15 protein-coding genes are annotated in these 16,924 nt (G+C 73.1%); 14 read left to right on the top strand and 1 reads right to left on the bottom strand.

All coding sequences use genetic code 11. From position 1 onward, the window contains the following. The 14 genes from OG562_RS02790 to OG562_RS02725 all read left to right on the top strand — a co-directional run bounded on the left by OG562_RS02790 (position 1) and on the right by OG562_RS02725 (position 15,748). Positions 1 to 2,937 carry a SpoIIE family protein phosphatase gene (locus OG562_RS02790; RefSeq protein WP_266393206.1) on the top strand — a complete coding sequence of 979 codons (2,937 nt, stop codon included), beginning with the start codon at positions 1 to 3 and terminating at the stop codon, positions 2,935 to 2,937. Positions 2,938 to 3,018: 81 nt separating this feature from the next. Next, positions 3,019 to 4,575 (top strand): sugar ABC transporter ATP-binding protein, encoded by a 1,557-nt coding sequence (locus OG562_RS02785; protein ID WP_266393204.1) that lies wholly within the window; start codon positions 3,019 to 3,021, stop codon positions 4,573 to 4,575. Continuing rightward, positions 4,572 to 5,642, top strand: coding sequence for an ABC transporter permease (locus tag OG562_RS02780; RefSeq protein ID WP_266393202.1), 1,071 nt, complete (start codon positions 4,572 to 4,574; stop codon positions 5,640 to 5,642). The genes OG562_RS02785 and OG562_RS02780 overlap by 4 nt, the downstream gene beginning before the upstream one ends. A 68-nt stretch (positions 5,643 to 5,710) precedes the next feature. After that, positions 5,711 to 6,877, top strand: a complete 1,167-nt coding sequence (locus tag OG562_RS02775) for a substrate-binding domain-containing protein (RefSeq protein WP_266393200.1) — start codon at positions 5,711 to 5,713, stop codon at positions 6,875 to 6,877. A gap of 175 nt (positions 6,878 to 7,052) precedes the next feature. Next, on the top strand, positions 7,053 to 8,822 hold the full coding sequence (locus tag OG562_RS02770; protein WP_266393198.1) for an FAD-dependent monooxygenase: 1,770 nt from the start codon (positions 7,053 to 7,055) through the stop codon (positions 8,820 to 8,822). 111 nt (positions 8,823 to 8,933) lie between these two features. After that, positions 8,934 to 9,488 (top strand): hypothetical protein, encoded by a 555-nt coding sequence (locus OG562_RS02765; RefSeq protein ID WP_266393196.1) that lies wholly within the window; start codon positions 8,934 to 8,936, stop codon positions 9,486 to 9,488. Between the two features lie 120 nt (positions 9,489 to 9,608). Then, positions 9,609 to 10,316 carry a class F sortase gene (locus tag OG562_RS02760; protein ID WP_266393194.1) on the top strand — a complete coding sequence of 236 codons (708 nt, stop codon included), beginning with the start codon at positions 9,609 to 9,611 and terminating at the stop codon, positions 10,314 to 10,316. A gap of 152 nt (positions 10,317 to 10,468) precedes the next feature. Then, on the top strand, positions 10,469 to 11,611 hold the full coding sequence (locus OG562_RS02755; protein ID WP_266393192.1) for a SchA/CurD-like domain-containing protein: 1,143 nt from the start codon (positions 10,469 to 10,471) through the stop codon (positions 11,609 to 11,611). A gap of 87 nt (positions 11,612 to 11,698) precedes the next feature. After that, positions 11,699 to 12,112 (top strand): cupin domain-containing protein, encoded by a 414-nt coding sequence (locus tag OG562_RS02750; RefSeq protein ID WP_266408983.1) that lies wholly within the window; start codon positions 11,699 to 11,701, stop codon positions 12,110 to 12,112. Beyond that, entirely contained in the window at positions 12,109 to 13,377 is a 1,269-nt protein-coding gene (locus tag OG562_RS02745) for a beta-ketoacyl synthase (RefSeq protein WP_266393190.1), read from the top strand. The genes OG562_RS02750 and OG562_RS02745 overlap by 4 nt, the downstream gene beginning before the upstream one ends. Continuing rightward, positions 13,374 to 14,618 (top strand): ketosynthase chain-length factor, encoded by a 1,245-nt coding sequence (locus OG562_RS02740; protein WP_266393188.1) that lies wholly within the window; start codon positions 13,374 to 13,376, stop codon positions 14,616 to 14,618. The genes OG562_RS02745 and OG562_RS02740 overlap by 4 nt, the downstream gene beginning before the upstream one ends. A gap of 74 nt (positions 14,619 to 14,692) precedes the next feature. Beyond that, the gene (locus OG562_RS02735) at positions 14,693 to 14,950 is read left to right on the top strand and encodes an acyl carrier protein (protein WP_266408980.1); all 258 of its coding nucleotides are present in this window, start codon (positions 14,693 to 14,695) and stop codon (positions 14,948 to 14,950) included. 1 nt (position 14,951) lies between these two features. Continuing rightward, the gene (locus OG562_RS02730; protein ID WP_266393186.1) at positions 14,952 to 15,416 is read left to right on the top strand and encodes an SRPBCC family protein; all 465 of its coding nucleotides are present in this window, start codon (positions 14,952 to 14,954) and stop codon (positions 15,414 to 15,416) included. Then, complete coding sequence (locus OG562_RS02725) at positions 15,413 to 15,748, top strand: TcmI family type II polyketide cyclase (RefSeq protein WP_266393184.1); 336 nt, start codon at positions 15,413 to 15,415, stop codon at positions 15,746 to 15,748. Before OG562_RS02730 ends, OG562_RS02725 begins: the two co-directional genes overlap by 4 nt. Positions 15,749 to 15,856: 108 nt before the next feature. Here the strand turns inward: OG562_RS02725 and OG562_RS02720 are convergent, their stop codons facing one another. Continuing rightward, positions 15,857 to 16,897, bottom strand: a complete 1,041-nt coding sequence (locus tag OG562_RS02720; protein WP_266393182.1) for a methyltransferase — start codon at positions 16,895 to 16,897, stop codon at positions 15,857 to 15,859. Positions 16,898 to 16,924: the final 27 nt, after the last annotated feature.

The raw sequence follows: 16,924 nt of genomic DNA, 5'->3' as shown, positions 1-16,924 counted from the left end.
GTGGTTCGGTCCGGCAGGGCACCGACGCCGACGGGGCGTGCGACAGACGGCACGGGACCCGCCCGTTTCCGCGAGCGGTTTCTGCAGGGCGAGCGGGTCGAGAGCGGCGTACGCGCATCGATCCTGGACTCGTGGCAGCGCTGTCGGTCCCTGGGGCTCTCGCCGGACCAGTCCGACCTGCCCTTCCGGGAGGACTTCGACTCCGACGGCCGGATCGTCCGCGCGGCCGTGCCGGTGCTCGACCGACTGCAGTCCAGGTTCGCCGGCAGCCAGATCAACATCTCCGTGGCCGACGCGAACGGCACGGTCCTGCTGCGCCGGTTCGGCGAGACGTCCCTGGCCAGAAGCCTCCCGGCGATCCAGCGGGTCCCGGGCTTCGTGTTCGCCGAGCGGTTCGCCGGCACCAACGGCATCGGTCTCGCGCTGGCGGAACGGCAGCTCATCCGGGTCTACGGCGCCGAGCACTTCGCGGAGCGCTCCCAGGGGAACGCCTGCGTCGCGCTACCCGTCCGCGATCCGCTCAGCGGCCGTATCGAGGGCGTGCTGTGCTTCGGCTATCCGCGCTCCGCCGAGACCCCGCTGCTGGGCACCGTGATCCGCAAGGCGGCCCAGGCCATGGAACGGCGGCTGCTGGGACAGAGTTCCGTGCGTTCGCGCGCCCTGCTGCGGGCGTATCTGACCACGGGAGCCGAAGGCGCGGGCGGCCCGGCCCGCGGCATCGCGGTGGACGAACTCGCCTTCGATCTGCGCCCCCGCGACCGGGCGATCCTCATGGAGAAGGCCGCCGAGCTGATCTCCCGCGCACAGCGGGGCGCCGTCGAGGTGTCCCTGCCCGACGGCCGCAGGGTCACCCTCGTGAGCCGTCCGATGACGAGCGCGGCCGGTGTGGCGGGGATCGCCATCGAGGCCGTCCTTCCCGCCCCCGCACGGCAGGAGCCGCTGGTCGTCCCGCGCCGGATCGGCGAGCCGCCGGGCTTCCCCGTCGAGACCGTCGAGACCGTCGGGACGGTCGGGACCGTCCCGACCGTCGACATCGCCGAGCCCGTCGGGGCCGCTGTCGTCGCCGCCGTCGCCGGGCGCGCGGGACTCGCCGTCGCCTCGCGGTCCCGGTACCTCTCCGAAGCCCCACCCGGCCGGGTCACCGCCGGCGCCAGGGGCGGCACGGTCGACGGCGCCGACGGTCTGCCGGGCGACGGTCTGCCGGTCGGGCGTCCCGACCCCCCGCCCTCGGCCCGAGGGCTCGTCCTGGTGGGCGAGCCGCACGTGGGGGCGTACGCCCTGGCCGCGCGTCGGCGCCTGGAGCTGCTCTCCGAGGCCAGTGCCCGGGTGGGCACCACCCTGGACGTGCGCCGCACCGCCGAGGAACTCGCCGAGACGGCCGTCCCGCGCCTGGCCGACTTCGTCACCGTCGACCTGCCCGAGGCCGTGCTGCGCGGCGACGAGTCCACCGACCCGGACAACGACCTGCGCCGCACGGTGGTCCACGGCATCCGTGACGACCTTCCCTTCACCCCGGCCGGCAAGCGGATGGAGTTCGGCGCGACCGCGCCCCAGCTGCGCTGTCTGACCAGTCGGCAGGCGGTGCTGGAGCCGGACCTGAAGGCCGCCGCGGGCTGGCTCGCCCAGGACCCCGAGCACACCGAGCAGCTGCTGGCCCACGTCCACTCCCTCATCGCCGTACCCCTGCTGGCCCGCGGCGTCGTCCTGGGCATCGCCAGCTTCTACCGTGCCCAGGATCCGGCCCCCTTCGGGGACGACGACAGCTCGCTGGCCCAGGAGCTCGCCAGCCGCGCCGCCCTGTCCATCGACAACGCCCGGCGCTACACCCACGAACGCACCATGGTCCTGGCCCTGCAGCGCAGACTGCTCCCGCACGGGCTGCCCGACCAGGACGCCGTCGAGGTCGCCCACCGCTATCTGCCCGCCGAGTCCGACGTGGGCGGCGACTGGTACGACGTCATCCCGCTCTCCGGCAGCCGGGTCGGCCTGATCGTCGGCGACGTCGTCGGGCACGGCATGCTCTCCGCCGCCACCATGGGCCGGCTGCGCACCGCCGCCCGCAGCTTCGCCGAACTCGACTTCCCCCCGGACGAGGTCCTCACCCACCTCGACAACCTCGTGGGCCGCCTGGACCGGGAGGACCCCGACGGCGAGGGCGTCGGCATCATCGGCGCGACCTGCCTGTACGCCGTCTACGACCCCACCACGCAGCGCTGCCTCATGGCCCGCGCCGGCCACCCGCCGCCCGCGCTGGTCCGCCCCGACGGCACCGTGTCCTACCCCGACCTGCCGGCCGGGCCCCCGCTCGGCCTGGGCGGGCTGCCGTTCGACGCCGTCGAGATCGACCTCCCCGAGGACAGCCAGCTGGTCCTCTACACCGACGGACTCATCGAGGACCGGCACCGTGACGTCGACGTGGTCCTCGACGAGCTGCGCGCGGCCCTGGCGCACACGAAGCGCACCCCCGAGGAGACCTGCCAGGCCATCCTGGACACGGTGGCGCCCGCCCACCCGTGCGACGACATAGCGCTGCTCGTCGCCCGCACCCATGCCCTGGACCCCGACCGGATCGCCGTCTGGGAGCTGCCGGCCGACCCGGCGTTCGTCAGCGAGGTCCGCGCGTCCGCCCTGCGGCGGCTGTCCGACTGGGGACTCGACGAGGCCGCGTTCTCCGTCGAGCTGATCCTGAGCGAGCTGGTCACCAACGCCATCCGGCACGGCGCCGGCCCCATCCGGGTACGGCTGCTGTACGACCGCAAGCTCATCTGCGAGGTCTCCGACGCCAGCAACACCGCCCCCCATCTGCGCCGGGCGGCCACCACCGACGAGGGCGGTCGCGGTCTGTTCCTCGTCGCCCAGCTGTCGCAGACCTGGGGCACCCGCTACCTCTCGGAGGGCAAGGTCATCTGGGCCGAGTGCGGGCTCGACGGCGCGTGAGCGCGAAGCCCGCCGGGAGGCTCGCTGTGAAGCCCGCCGCGAGGCCCGCGTGAATTGTCCTGAATGATGTAATTTACGAAGATGCCCGTGCCCGACGCTCCCGACCCGACGTCCGCGAAGGCGGGCCCGTCCTCGGCGGCGGAGCCCCTGGTCTCCATCCGCGGGCTCGGCAAACGGTTCGGCGGCACCCTCGCGCTGGACGGGGTCGACCTCGACGTCCACGCCGGCAGCGTCCTCGCCCTCCTCGGGCCCAACGGCGCCGGCAAGTCCACGCTCATCAAGGTGCTCGCCGGCGTCCACCGCGCCGACGCGGGGCACGTCACGGTGGACGGGCACCCCCTCGGCAGCCGGGCCGCCTCCCGCGCCATGTCCTTCATCCACCAGGACCTCGGCCTCGTGGAGTGGATGACGGTCGCCGAGAACATCGCCCTGGGCACCGGGTATCCGCGCCGCACCGGACTGATCTCCTGGCGGCGGACCCGCGAGCGCTGCGCCGACGCCCTGCGGATCGTCGCCGCGCCCCTCGACCCCGACACGCCGATCGCCCGACTCGCCCCCGCCGAGCGCTCGTTGGTCGCGATCGCCCGGGCCCTCGCGACCGGCGCCCGGCTCATCGTCCTCGACGAGCCGACCGCCCGCCTCCCCGCCGCCGACTGCGCCCGGCTGTTCCGCGTCCTGCACACCCTGCGCGATCGCGGCCACGCCGTCCTCTACGTCAGCCACCGGCTGCCCGAGGTGTACCAGGTCGCCGACGCCTTCGCCGTGCTGCGCGACGGCCGCCTCGTCAGCCACGGCCCGCTGGCCGGCCACAGCCCCGCCCGCCTCGTGCACGACATCGTCGGCACGCAACCGGCCGCCCCCCGCCCCGCCACGACCCCGGCCGCCGGCCCGGTCGTCCTGCGCCTCGACGGCGTACGGACCGCCGGAACCGGACCGGTGAGCCTGGAGTTGAGGGCCGGGGAGGCCCTGGGCCTGGTCGGCCTCTCCGGCGCCGGACACGCGGAACTGGGCCGGGCCCTCGCCGGCGCCCGGCCGCTCCTGAACGGGCGGGCCCTGCTCGACGGCCGGCCGTACCGCCCCCGCACGGTCGCCGACGCCGTCGCCCTCGGAGTCGGCCTCGTGCCCGGCGACCGCCAGCGGGAGGGCTGCCTGGCCGAGCTGACCGTGCGCGAGAACCTCCTGGCCGATCCCCGCGCGGGAGGCCGGCCGGCGCTGCGCTGGATCAGCCCCCGCCGGGAACGCGCCGAGGCCGCCGCGCTGATCGAACGGTTCTCGGTGCGCCCCGGCGACAGCGAGGCCCCCATCGCCACCCTGTCCGGCGGAAACCAGCAGAAGGTCATGATCGGCCGCCGGCTGCGGGCGGGCCTGCGCCTGCTGATCCTCGAGGAGCCCACCGCCAGCGTCGACGTCGGCGCCAAGGCCGCGATCCACCGTCTGCTCGACGATGCGCTGGCCGAGGGCCTCGCCGTCCTGCTCGTCTCCACCGACTTCGAGGAGGTCGCGGACGTGTGCCGGCGCACCCTGGTCTTCGTCCGCGGGTCCGTGACGGCCGTGTTGAGCGGCGCGGCGCTCACGGTCGCCGGACTCACCCGGGCGGCCTCCGCCCTGCCCCCGTCCGCTACCGGGACGACTCCATGACCGCGGGACCGGCCCGCCCGGGCGGGCACCTCATCGGCGTCTACGGCCTGCCGGCCCTCACCGTCCTGCTCGTCCTGGTCTTCTCGCTCGCCCTGCCCCGCACCTTCCCCACGCTGGACACCGTCGACTCGATCCTGTCCAACCAGTCGATCCCGGCCGTCCTCGCGCTCGCCGCCATGGTCCCCATCGTGACCGGCGCCTTCGACCTCTCCCTCGGATACGCTCTCGGCCTGGCCCACGTCATGGTGATGCAGCTCGTCGTCCACGAGGGCTGGCCCTGGCCGCTCGCCTGCCTCGCGGTGATCGTCGGAGGGGCGGCGGTCGGCGTCCTCAACGGCGTCATCGTCGAGTTCGGCCGCATCGACTCCTTCATCGCCACCCTCGGCACCGGCAGCATGCTCTACGCCGTCACCGGCTGGGTCACCGACGGCGGCAGGATCGTCCCCGGCCCCCAGGGCCTCCCGGAGGCCTTCACCGACCTCTACGACTCCTCGTTCCTGGGCCTCCCGGTCCCCGCGTTCTACGTGCTCGGCCTCGGGATCGTCCTCTGGCTGGCGCTGGAGCGGCTGCCACTGGGCCGCTACCTGTACGTCATCGGCTCGAACCCGCGCGCCGCCGACCTCGTCGGCATCCCGACCCGCGCCTACACCGTGGGCGCGTTCGCCGCCTCGGGACTGATCGTCGGCTTCGCCGGCGTGCTGCTCGCCGCCCAGCAGCAGCTCGGCAACCCGAGCGTCGGCCTCGACTATCTGCTGCCCGCCTTCGCCGGCGCCCTCCTCGGCTCCACGGCGATCAGACCGGGCCGGCCCAACGCCCTCGGCACCCTGGTCGCCGTCGCCGTCCTCGCCGTCGGCCTCACCGGCATCGGCCAGCTGGGCGCCGACTTCTGGACCGTCCCGCTGTTCTACGGCGGCACCCTGCTCATCGCCGTCGGCCTGGCCGGATACGCGGCCCGCCGCCGGGTGCGCGGCGGCGACCTCGCCGCCCGCGACGCACCCGCCGCCGTACCCCCGGGGCCGCCGTCCTCCCCGCCCCGGGACGGCGGTACGGCCGACACCGCGCCCTGACGTCGACGGGCGCCGTCTCCGTGTCCCCGGCCGCAGCCCCCGGCTCGTTCCCCTCGCGAGGAGCTCCCGTGCACCGAAACCGCCGAGCCACCCCCGGCGTCCGCAAGGTCCGGCTCGTCTCCTGCGCCCTGCTGGCGACGGCGAGCGTCCTCGTCGGCTGCGAACGCGGCTCGTCGAGCGGCCCGCAGGCGTCCACCACGGGCCCGGGCGGCTGCCCCGCCGTCCACGCCCGGGCCCAGGCCGCGGTCACCGGGGCGGAGCAGACCGACGTCCCCTGGGGCGGACCGACCACCGGACCTGTCGCGGTGTCCGGCGGCCGGACCCTCGTCTACGTCGCCCAGGCCATGACCAACCCCGGTGTCGCGGGCGCCGCGGACGGGGTGAAGGAGGCCGCGCGGGTCATCGGCTGGAACGTCCGGGTGATCGACGGCGGCGGCACCCCCACCGGCATCCAGGCGGCGATGAGCGAGGCCCTGACCCTCAAACCCGCCGGCATCGTCATCGGCGGATTCGACCCCAACGCGACGTCACGGCAGGTCGCGCGGGCCGCCGCGGCGGGCATCCCGCTGGTCGGCTGGCACGCGCTCGCCGCTCCCGGCCCGAGCCGACGGCCCGAGCTCTTCACCAACGTCACCACCCGCGTCGAGGAGGTGGCCGCGGTCAGCGCGCAGTGGATCATCGCGCACTCCGACGGCCGCGCCGGCGTCGTGCTCATCACCGACGCCTCCATCCCCTTCGCCAGGAACAAGTCCGACCTGATCAAGGAGGAGCTCGCCACCTGTCCGGGCGTGCGGCTGCTGGCGTCCGAGAACATCCCGATCGCGGACGCCAGCAGCCGCACGCCCCGGGAGATCTCCTCCCTGCTCTCGCGCTTCGGCGGCAGGTGGACCCACTCCGTCGCCATCAACGACCTGTACTTCGCCGACGCGGCCCCCGCCTTCCGCGCGGCCGGCGAGAAGGGATCGGGGCCGCCCTTCAACATCGGCGCGGGCGACGGCGACCCGTCCGCCTTCCAGCGCATCAACCACCGGCAGTACCAGTCCGCCACCGTGCCCGAGCCGCTGTCCCTGCAGGGCTGGCAGATCGTCGACGAGTTCAACCGAGCCTTCTCCGGCCGCCCCGCCAGCGGGTACGTGGCCCCGGTCCACATCTCCACGGCCGCCAACAGCGAGGGCGCCACGACCTGGGACCCGTCGGGCTACCAGCAGGCGTACCGGACGATCTGGGGCAAGTGACGGGACGTCAACGGGCGGGACGTCAGCAGACGCGACACCAGCGGACGGGACGTCAGCAGGCGGGGCGTCAGCAGGCGGGTGAAGCCTGAGCCGCCGATTTCCGCACGGGGCATGCATGAGGACCTCGGCCGCATCCGGCCGAGGCGGGGGACACGACGTGCTGGAGGAGAGAGTGATGAACGAACGAGCCGAGCAACCCGACCCCCACACCCTCAGAGTCCCGGTCCTCATCGTCGGAGGCTCCCTGGTCGGCCTGTCGACCTCGTTGTTCCTGGGCCGGCTGGGCGTACCGCACATCCTGGTGGAGCGCCACGCGGGCACCTCCATCCACCCTCGCGGCCGGGGCAACAACGTCCGCACGATGGAGGTGTTCCGGGTGGCGGGCGTCGAGCCGGCCATCCACGAGGCCGCCGCCACCCTGGCCGACAACCACGGCATCCTGCAGACGCCCACCCTGGTCGGCGACGCGGGCGAGTGGCTGTTCCGGGACATCGACCCGGGCGGCGGGCTGGCCCGCTTCAGCCCCAGCTCCTGGTGCCTGTGCAGCCAGAACGACCTGGAGCCGGTGCTGCTCGAGCACGCCCGGCGGCTCGGCGGCGACCTGCGGTTCTCCACCGAACTGATGTCGTTCGACAGCGACCCCGCCGGCGTCACCGCGGTGGTCAAGAGCCGGGAGACGGGCGAGCACACCACCATCCGCGCGGACTACCTCGTCGCCGCCGACGGCCCCCGCAGCCCCGTCCGGGAACAGCTCCGCATCGGCCAGAGCGGCCCCGGCGACCTGTTCCACAACGTCAGCGTCACCTTCCGCTCCCGCCGCCTCGCCGACGTCGTGGGCGACCGCCGCTTCATCGTCTGCTACCTGACGAACCCGGACGCCGACGGCGCCCTGCTGCCCGTGGACAACCGCGAGCACTGGGTCTTCCACGCCCCCTGGCACCCCGAACACGGCGAAACGCTCGAGGAGTTCACCGACGAGCGGTGCATCGAGCACATCCGCCGCGCGGTCGGCGTCGCGGATCTCGACGTGGAGATCACCGGCCGCGCCCCCTGGCACGCCGCCCAGCGCGTCGCCCGCAGCTACCGGTCCGGCCGGGTCTTCCTGGCCGGCGACTCCGCCCACGAGATGTCCCCCACCGGGGCGTTCGGCTCCAACACCGGCATCCAGGACGCGCACAACCTCGCGTGGAAGCTGGCCGCCGTGGTCGACGGCTGGGCGGGGGAGGGGCTGCTGGACACCTACGACGCGGAGCGCCGCCCGGTGGCGGAGGCGACCAGCGCCCGTGCCGCCGCCCGGTCGGCCGAGCACAGCCACCCCGGTTTCGCCCCGCCGCCCGGCGCCGGCGGCGGCCGTCAGCGAGGCATCCTCAACGTGGCCCTCGGCTACCGTTATCCGCAGGGAGCCGTCGTCGGGGCCGACCGCACCGCCCCGGTCGTCCCGGAGAACCTCGACCTGACCGGCGAGCCCGGCAGCAGAGCGCCCCACCTGTGGGTACGCCGCCAGGGCGAACAGGGCCGGGCCGAACAGGGGCAGGGCGAGCGGAACCAGGGCGAGCGGAACCAAGGCAAGCGGAACCAGGGCGAGCGGAACCAGGGTGGCGAGCGCATCTCCACCCTCGACCTCTACGAGCGGGACCTGGTCCTGCTCAGCGACGCCGAGGAGCCGAGCGGCTGGCACGCGGCCGCCGTCCGCCTCGCCGCGCAGACGTCCCTCCCCATCAGGTCGTACCGGGTGGGCGGCGGACCCGAGGCCGATCTCGTGCCGGAGGACGACGCGGACTGGGCGGAGCGCCACGGCATCGCGTCCGGGGGCGCTGTGCTGGTCCGGCCCGACGGGTTCGTCGCCTGGCGGTCGCCGGGCCCGGACCCGGACGCCGACTCGACGCTCCGTCATGTCCTGGGCGCCCTGCTGACGGCGACACGCCCGGGCGGTTCACCCGAGTGATCCGCTGGAGTGGTGGCCGGTCGACGGGTGACTGACGGTGGATCACGTCAGGGCCGGGTCAGATCAGCTGACGAGACGACAGCTGCCCGGCCACGACGGAAGGACCATCAGATGCGCACTGCCCGCATGATCCTGGCCACCGCGGCGGCCTCGGCCGTCCTCGCCATCGGCGCACCCGGCGCCTTCGCCGCCGGCGGGGACTGGAACCAGGACGACACGTCCTACGGCAAGGAGCAGGACAAGGAGCACGGCAAGGAGGAGGACAAGGAGTACGGCAAGGAGTCCAAGCACGAGGAGCCGCGCGGCGGCATCCACACCGGCGGCGGCGCGCTCACCGCGGTGAACGACAACAGCGACTGGGGCGGCTCCAAGGAGTCCAAGGAGTCCAAGGAGTCCAAGGAGTCCAAGGGCGAGGAGAGCTGGAAGGACAAGGACAGCGAGGGCGGCAAGGAATCCTCCTACGGAGACAAGGAGGACAAGGAGGAGTCCTGGAGCAAGGAGGACTCCGGGAGCGGTGACCACGAGAAGCCCAGCGGCGGGATGCACACCGGCGGTGGGGCGCTCGCCGCTCCCGCGGTGACCGCGGGCGGGCTGGCCGTGCTGGCCGTCGCCGCGACCGGTCTGTACACCACGCGCCGCAAGAAGACGGCCGGAAGCGTGGCCTGACCCATGTCGCCTGCGATAGCGAAGCCGCGGCCGCCACCCGTGCCCCGAGTGGCGGCCCGGCTCGCTGTTCGTCCGCCCCGTCCGCTCCTCGCTGCCGTGCCCGAATGAGGTGGTCCTCCGATGGCAGCCCCTTCCTCCCCCACCGACCCCGCGTCCGCCGAACAGGGATCCTCCCGTGGCGGTGTGACGATGATGTGCGCCGCGGCGATCCTGGTCCTGGCGGCGACCCTGCTGGGCGGCAACGACCCGTCGACCGACCCGTCCGGCGTCACCGCGATCGCTCCGCGGGCCTCCGCGTCGGCGCAGCGGGCCGAGGCCCCGGCCGCGCGGCCCGGCGCGTCGGCCCCGCCCGCCGGTCAGCCCGCGGGAAAGCATCTGCCGCGCTCCAGGCCCGTACGCCTGCTCATCCCGAAGATCTCGGTCGACGCCCCCTTCACGGCCCTCGCCATCGGCCGCGGGGGCCGGCTGGAGCCGCCCCCCGCCGCCGACGTCAACCTCGTCGGCTGGCACGCCAAGGGCGTCTCCCCGGGCGAGGCGGGCACCGCGATCATCGCCGGACACGTCGACACGAAGACCTCAGCGGCCGTCTTCGCGAACCTCGGCGAACTGGAGAAGGGGGATCTCTTCACCGTCGTACGAGCCGACCGCCGCAAGGCGTCCTTCCGGGTCGACAGCGTGGAGATCTTCGACAAGGCGCACTTCCCCGACCGGCGCGTGTACGGCGACACGCCGCAGGCGCAGGTGCGGCTCATCACCTGTGCGGGTGACTACGACCGCACGGCCAAGGACTACACCGACAACCTCGTGGTCTTCGCCCATCTCGTCTGACGTCACCCGCGTAGTTCATACGAGTCGCGGACTTCGGGGGACGGGCACACGATCGAGAAAAGCTGACGTCGCATCACCGTGACCGGCGTCCCCCACTGCCCTCGACCGTCCCCAACGCCCCCGAATCGCCCCTCGAAGGAGATGTGCGCAGGATGACCACCACGTCCGAACGTGTTTCAGGCTCGCTCAGGCGAGAGATGTCGCAACGTGTCTCGCAGTCCGTGTTCGACGGCTCCCGCCTCCGGGTCGTCCTGCTGGTGGACGTCTACGACGGCGCCCAGCAGCAGTTCCTCGAGGCCTACGAGCAGCTCTGCAACCAGGTCGCGTCCGTTCCCGGGCACGTCAGCGACCAGCTGTGCCAGTCCATCGAGAACCCCTCCCAGTGGCTGATCACCAGCGAGTGGGAGAGCGCCCCGCCGTTCCTCGCCTGGGTGAACGGCGAGGAGCACGTGCGGATGGTGGAGCCGCTGCACAGCTGCGTCCGGGACACCCGCTCGCTGCGCTTCCACGTCGTCCGCGAGACCGGCGGCGCGGCGCCGCACGCCGACACCGCGCAGCGCCGGCTCCAGACCTCGCCCAGGATCGGCGACGGCGTGATCCGGCACGCCCTCACCTTCACGGTCAAGCCGGGCAGCGAGGAGACCGTCGCCAAGATCCTCTCCGACTACGCCTCGCCCGAGCCGAAGGTCGACGACTCCACCCGGCTGTGCCGCACCTCGCTGTTCATGCACGGCAACCGGGTGGTGCGGGCCATCGAGGTGCGCGGCGACCTGCTCGCCGCCCTGCGCCACGTCGCCCGGCAGCCCGAGGTGCGGGCGGTCGAGGAGGCCATCAACCCCTACCTGGAGCAGGACCGCGACCTCGACGACCCCGAGTCGGCCCGCGTCTTCTTCACCAGGGCCGCGCTGCCCGCCGTACACCATGTGACGGCGGAGGGGCAGCAGGCGAAGGCGGAGCGGTACGCGTTGTACTACCCGGCGCAGGACGGGTGCGGGATGCGGCTGGCCGAGCTGCTCGCCCGGCAGGACGAGGCGGCGGCGGACGACCCGCGCACCCCGGTGCTGCGCAGCACGATCTTCCAGCGCGACGACGTCGTGGTGCGGCTGATCGACGTGCGCGGCGGTCTCGACGCCGCCGACCCCGCGCTCGCCCTCGGCCTGTCCGACCTCGGCCAGGCGGCCGAGCTGACGACGCTGCGCGTGGACGCGTCCGCGCCCAAGGACGCCGAGCTCGCGCGCTTCCTCGGGCTCGCCCGAATGGACCTCGTCACCGACCGCCGCTCGCCCGACGCCTGATGCGCCCTCAGGCGGGCCGCGGCGGCCCCGCCCCCACCCCGCGTCGATCGCCACGTCGACGCAAGCCCTGACCGGAGGAACGTCGTGATCACATCCCGTCACAGAATCGTGGATCTCAGCGAGGTCGAGCCCAACCGCCGGCGCGGCGGCGACCTGCGCGCCATGCTCACCCCGGCCACGGTCGGCGCCACCAGCGGTTTCATGGGCCTGGCCCTCATCGAGCCCGGCGATCGCATCGGTGAGCACTACCACCCGTACTCCGAGGAGTTCGTGTACGTCGTGTGCGGGCGGCTGGAGGTGGACCTGGACGGCGAGCCCCACCCGCTCCAGCCCGAGCAGGGGCTCATGATCCCCGCCCATGTGCGCCACCGCTTCCGCAACGTCGGCAAGGTGGAGGCGCGGCTGGTCTTCCACCTCGGCCCGCTGGCCCCGAGCCCGCCGCTGGGCCATGTGGACACCGAGGGGACCGACGCCCGCGCCGAGGCCGAGGTCCGTTCATGACGAGACGTGTGGCGGTCACCGGCATAGGCATCGTCGCCCCCGGCGGCATCGGCCTGCCCGCGTTCTGGGATCTCCTGGCGGGCGGGCGCACCGCGACCCGGGCCATCACGTTCTTCGACCCGTCGGGCCTGCGGTCGCGGATCGCCGCCGAGTGCGACTTCGACCCGGCGGCCCACGGGCTGGACGCCGAGGACGTCGCCCGGTGCGACCGGTACATCCAGTTCGCGCTGGTCGCCGGGGACGAAGCGGTCCGGGACTCCGGCCTCGACCTCGCCCGGGAGAACCCCTGGCGGGTCGGGGTCTCCCTGGGCACCGCGGTCGGCGGCACCACCCGCCTGGAGAACGACTACGTCATGGTGAGCAGCGGCGGGCAGCGCTGGGACGTCGACCACCGGGAGGCGCGGCCGCATCTGCACCGCGCGTTCTCGCCCAGCAGCCTCGCCTCGACGGTCGCGGAGCGGTTCGGGGCGTGCGGGCCGGTGCAGACCGTCTCCACCGGCTGCACCTCGGGCCTCGACGCGGTCGGATACGCCTTCCACACCGTGCAGGAGGGCCGGGCCGACATATGCATAGCCGGTGCGTCGGACTCGCCGATCTCACCGATCACCATGGCCTGCTTCGACGCGATCAGGGCCACCTCCTCGAACAACGACGACCCCGCCCACGCCTCGCGTCCCTTCGACGCCGACCGCGACGGGTTCGTCATGGGCGAGGGCGGCGCGGTGCTCGTCCTGGAGGAGCTCGAACACGCCCGGGCCCGCGGCGCCCATGTGTACTGCGAGCTCAGCGGGTACGCCACCTTCGGCAACGCCTACCACATGACCGGCCTGACCAGCGAGGGACTGGAGATGGCCCGGGCCATCGAGGACGCCCTCGACCACGCCCGGCTCGACGCCACGGCCGTCGACTACGTCAACGCGCACGGCTCGGGCACCAAACAGAACGACCGCCACGAGACCGCCGCCGTGAAACGGGTCCTGGGCGGGCACGCCTACGACACGCCCATGAGCTCCATCAAGTCCATGGTGGGGCACTCCCTCGGCGCGATCGGGGCGATCGAACTCGTCGCCTGTGTGCTGGCCCTGGCCCACCAGGTCGTGCCGCCGACCGCGAACTACGAGACCCCCGACCCCGAGTGCGACCTGGACTACGTCCCGCGCGTGGCTCGCGAGCGCAGGCTGAACAGCGTGCTCTCGGTGGGCAGCGGGTTCGGCGGCTTCCAGTCCGCGGTGGTCATGAACCGGCCGAGGGAGAAGACACGATGAGCGAACCGCATCCACGGCGCGCCGCCGTCACGGGTATCGGCGTGGTCGCGCCCAACGGCGCCGTCACGGAGACCTTCTGGAAGTCCACCAGGGAGGGCATCAGCGTCCTGGACCGGGTCACCCGCGAGGGCTGCGAGCACCTGCCGCTGCGGGTGGCCGGCGAGGTCCGCGACTTCGATCCGGCCTCGGCCGTCGAGGAGCGCTACCTCGTCCAGACCGACCGGTTCACGCACTTCGCGATGGCCGCGGCCGACCTCGCCCTGGACGACGCCCGCCTCGGCCGGCCCGACACCGACGAGGCGCCGTTCTCCGTGGGCGTGGTCACCGCGGCCGGATCCGGCGGCGGCGAGTTCGGGCAGCGGGAACTGCAACAGCTGTGGGGCAAGGGCAGCCGCTTCGTCGGCCCTTACCAGTCCATCGCCTGGTTCTACGCCGCCAGCACCGGCCAGATCTCCATCCGGCGCGGCTTCAAGGGCCCCTGCTCGGTCGTCGCCGCCGACGAGGCCGGCGGCCTGGACGCCCTCGCCCACGCGGCCCGGGCCGTACGGCGCGGCACCGACGTCATCGTCGCCGGCTCGACCGAGGCGCCGCTGGCCCCCTACTCGGTGGTCTGCCAACTGGGCTACGACGAGCTCAGCACCGTCGAGGACCCGACCCGCGCCTACCGTCCCTTCACCACCGCGGCCTGCGGATTCGTGCCCGCCGAGGGCGGCGCGATGCTCGTCGTGGAGGCGGAGGAGTCCGCCCGGGAGCGGGGCGCGCGGGTGCGGGCCCTGGTCGCCGGACACGCGGCCACGTTCACCGGCGCCTCGCAGTGGGAGAAGTCCAGGGAAGGTCTCGTCGAGGCCATCCGGGCCGCCCTCGACGAGGCCGACTGCGCCCCCGAGGAGATCGACGTGGTCTTCGCCGACGCCCTGGGCGTGCCGGCGGCGGACCGCGCCGAGGCCCTGGCGATCGTCGACGCCCTCGGCGCGCACGGCAGGCGCGTGCCCGTCACGGCGCCGAAGACCGGAATCGGCCGGGGCTACTGCGCGGCGCCCGTGCTGGACGCCGCGGCGGCGGTGCTCTCGATGGAGCACGGCCTGATCCCGCCCACCCCCAACGTCTTCGACGTCTGCCACGACCTCGACCTCGTGACCGTCCGGGCCCGGGCCGCAGAGCCCCGCACGGCCCTGGTCCTGAGCCGCGGGCTCATGGGGTCGAACTCGGCGCTGGTGCTACGGCACGGCGACCGGGTGTGAGAGAACCGGCGCTTCGCAGCGGGGCGCCGCTGAGCAAGGAGAGGAACCGCATGAGTGACCGCACGACAGACCGCATGAGCGGCCGCATCACCGTGGAAGAGCTGGCCGAACTCATGAAGAAGTGCGCCGGAGCCACCGTCCTCCCGGAGGATCTCCAGCGGCAGTACGAGTCCGGCTTCGACGTCCTCGGCGTCGACTCGCTCGGTCTGCTGGGCATCGTGGGCGAGCTGGAGAACCGGTACGACACGCCGATGCCTCCCGACGCGGAGCGCAGCAAGAGCCCCCGGCAGTTCCTCGAGCTCGTCAACAGTGCCCTCATGACAGGAGCGTGACATGGCCGCACACACCCAGAACGAGATCACCGTCGCAGCACCGCTGGACCTGGTCTGGGACATGACCAACGACGTGGCGAACTGGCCGCAGCTGTTCACCGAGTACGCGTCCGTCGACATCCTCTCCGAGGAGGGGAACAGGACGACGTTCCGGCTGACCATGCACCCGGACGAGAACGGCACCGTGTGGAGCTGGGTCTCGGAACGGGAGACGGACCGCGACGCGCTCACCGTCCGGGCCCGCCGCGTCGAGACCGGCCCCTTCGCCTACATGAACATCCGGTGGCAGTACAAGAAGACGCCCGACGGCGTCCGGATGGTCTGGACGCAGGACTTCGAGATGAAGCCCGAGGCGCCGGTCGACGACGACTGGATGACGGACAACATCAACCGGAACTCCAAGATCCAGATGGCTCTGATCCGGGACCGCATCGAGAAGGCGGCCGCCGAGCGGGGAATCTCATGAAACACCAAGGCCTGATCGTCGCCCGCATGGCTCCCGGGGCGGCTCCGGACATCGCAAAGGTGTTCGAGGAGTCGGACCGGGGGGAGTTGCCGCACCTCGTGGGCGTCTCCCGCCGCAGCCTCTTCCAGTTCGGTGATGTGTACCTGCACCTCATCGAGTCCGAGGAGGACCCCGGCCCCGCCATCGCCAGAGTGGCCGGCCACCCCGAGTTCCGGGGCATCAGCGAGCGGCTGGCGTCGTACGTCACCGCCTACGACCCGGCGACCTGGCGTTCGCCGAAGGACGCGATGGCCCACTGCTTCTACCGCTGGGAGCGGGACGCCGCCACCTGACCCCCCCCCAACGGCCACTGGTCGCCGGGTCCGCTCTCTCGCGGACCCGGCGACCAGTGGTTTGTGGGGTTCTCTCGGTAGTCGTCCGTGCGGTTCCTGTACGGCGTTTCAGCGGGCGCGGTCGCCCGGGACCGTGCAGTCGAACGCGTGCAGGTAGGGGTTGACGGGGCGGATGTCGTCGATGACCAGGCCCGCCTCGGTCAGCCGGGAGACCATGCTCTCGGTGGTGTGCTTCGCCCCGCCGACGTTGAGGAGGAGCAGCAGGTCCATCGCGGTGCTGAACCGCATCGAGGGCGTGTCGTCGACGAGGTTCTCGATGACCACGACCCGCGCCCCGGGCCCGCCGGCCTCACGGACGTTGCGCAGGGTGCGCGCGGTGCTCTCGTCGTCCCACTCCAGGATGTTCTTGATGACGTAGACGTCGGCCTCGACCGGGACGGCCACCCGGACGTCGCCGGGCACGATGCGGGCGCGGTCCGCGAGGTCGCCTCCCTCGCGCAGCCTCGGCACCGCGTTCTCCACCACCCGGGGCAGATCGAGCAGAGTGCCCCGCATCGTGGGGTACTTCTCCAGCAGGCTCGCCACCACATGGCCCTGACCGCCGCCGACGTCGGCGACCGACGAACTCCCCGACAGATCGAGGAACTCCGCCACGTCCCGCGCCGACTGCACGCTGGAGGTGGTCATGGCGCGGTTGAAGACGTCGGCCGACTCCGGGGCGTCCTCGTTGAGGTAGGGGAAGAACTCCTTGCCGTAGAGGTCCTCGACGACGTTGCGGCCGGTGCGCACCGCCTCGTCGAGCTTCGGCCACGCGTCCCAGGTCCACGGCTCGGTGCACCACAGGGAGATGGCGCGCAGGCTGTTGGGGTCGTCCTCGCGCAGCAGCCGGGAGACCTCGGTGTGCGCGAACCTCCCGTCGGGCTGCTCGGCGAACACGCCGTAGCAGGACAGGGCGCGCAGCAGCCGTCGCAGCTGCCGGGGTTCGGTCTTCACGGCGGTCGCGAGGTCTTCCACGGGCAGGGGTTCGTCGCCCAGGGCGTCGGCGACGCCCAACCGGGCGGCCGCCCGCAGCGCGGCGGCGCAGGCCGCCCCGAACGCGAGCTCCCGCAGCCGCATGGACGGCGGTGGGGCAGTCTGTGCGGTCGTCATGTGCCGCCTTCCTTGTGTCGGTGTTCG

Source organism: Streptomyces sp. NBC_01275 (genome assembly GCF_026340655.1).
Classification (GTDB): domain Bacteria; phylum Actinomycetota; class Actinomycetes; order Streptomycetales; family Streptomycetaceae; genus Streptomyces.
This window is presented reverse-complemented; position numbering and strand designations above follow the sequence as displayed.

What these genes read in the sequence shown, in the direction of transcription:
- OG562_RS02725 (WP_266393184.1), top strand. Translation starts at nt 15,413, where the DNA reads ATGAAACACCAAGGCCTGATCGTCGCCCGCATGGCTCCCGGGGCGGCT.
- OG562_RS02720 (WP_266393182.1), bottom strand. Translation starts at nt 16,897, where the DNA reads ATGACGACCGCACAGACTGCCCCACCGCCGTCCATGCGGCTGCGGGAG.
- OG562_RS02760 (WP_266393194.1), top strand. Translation starts at nt 9,609, where the DNA reads ATGGCAGCCCCTTCCTCCCCCACCGACCCCGCGTCCGCCGAACAGGGA.
- OG562_RS02755 (WP_266393192.1), top strand. Translation starts at nt 10,469, where the DNA reads ATGACCACCACGTCCGAACGTGTTTCAGGCTCGCTCAGGCGAGAGATG.
- OG562_RS02735 (WP_266408980.1), top strand. Translation starts at nt 14,693, where the DNA reads ATGAGCGGCCGCATCACCGTGGAAGAGCTGGCCGAACTCATGAAGAAG.
- OG562_RS02730 (WP_266393186.1), top strand. Translation starts at nt 14,952, where the DNA reads ATGGCCGCACACACCCAGAACGAGATCACCGTCGCAGCACCGCTGGAC.
- OG562_RS02740 (WP_266393188.1), top strand. Translation starts at nt 13,374, where the DNA reads ATGAGCGAACCGCATCCACGGCGCGCCGCCGTCACGGGTATCGGCGTG.
- OG562_RS02785 (WP_266393204.1), top strand. Translation starts at nt 3,019, where the DNA reads ATGCCCGTGCCCGACGCTCCCGACCCGACGTCCGCGAAGGCGGGCCCG.
- OG562_RS02745 (WP_266393190.1), top strand. Translation starts at nt 12,109, where the DNA reads ATGACGAGACGTGTGGCGGTCACCGGCATAGGCATCGTCGCCCCCGGC.
- OG562_RS02780 (WP_266393202.1), top strand. Translation starts at nt 4,572, where the DNA reads ATGACCGCGGGACCGGCCCGCCCGGGCGGGCACCTCATCGGCGTCTAC.
- OG562_RS02770 (WP_266393198.1), top strand. Translation starts at nt 7,053, where the DNA reads ATGAACGAACGAGCCGAGCAACCCGACCCCCACACCCTCAGAGTCCCG.
- OG562_RS02765 (WP_266393196.1), top strand. Translation starts at nt 8,934, where the DNA reads ATGCGCACTGCCCGCATGATCCTGGCCACCGCGGCGGCCTCGGCCGTC.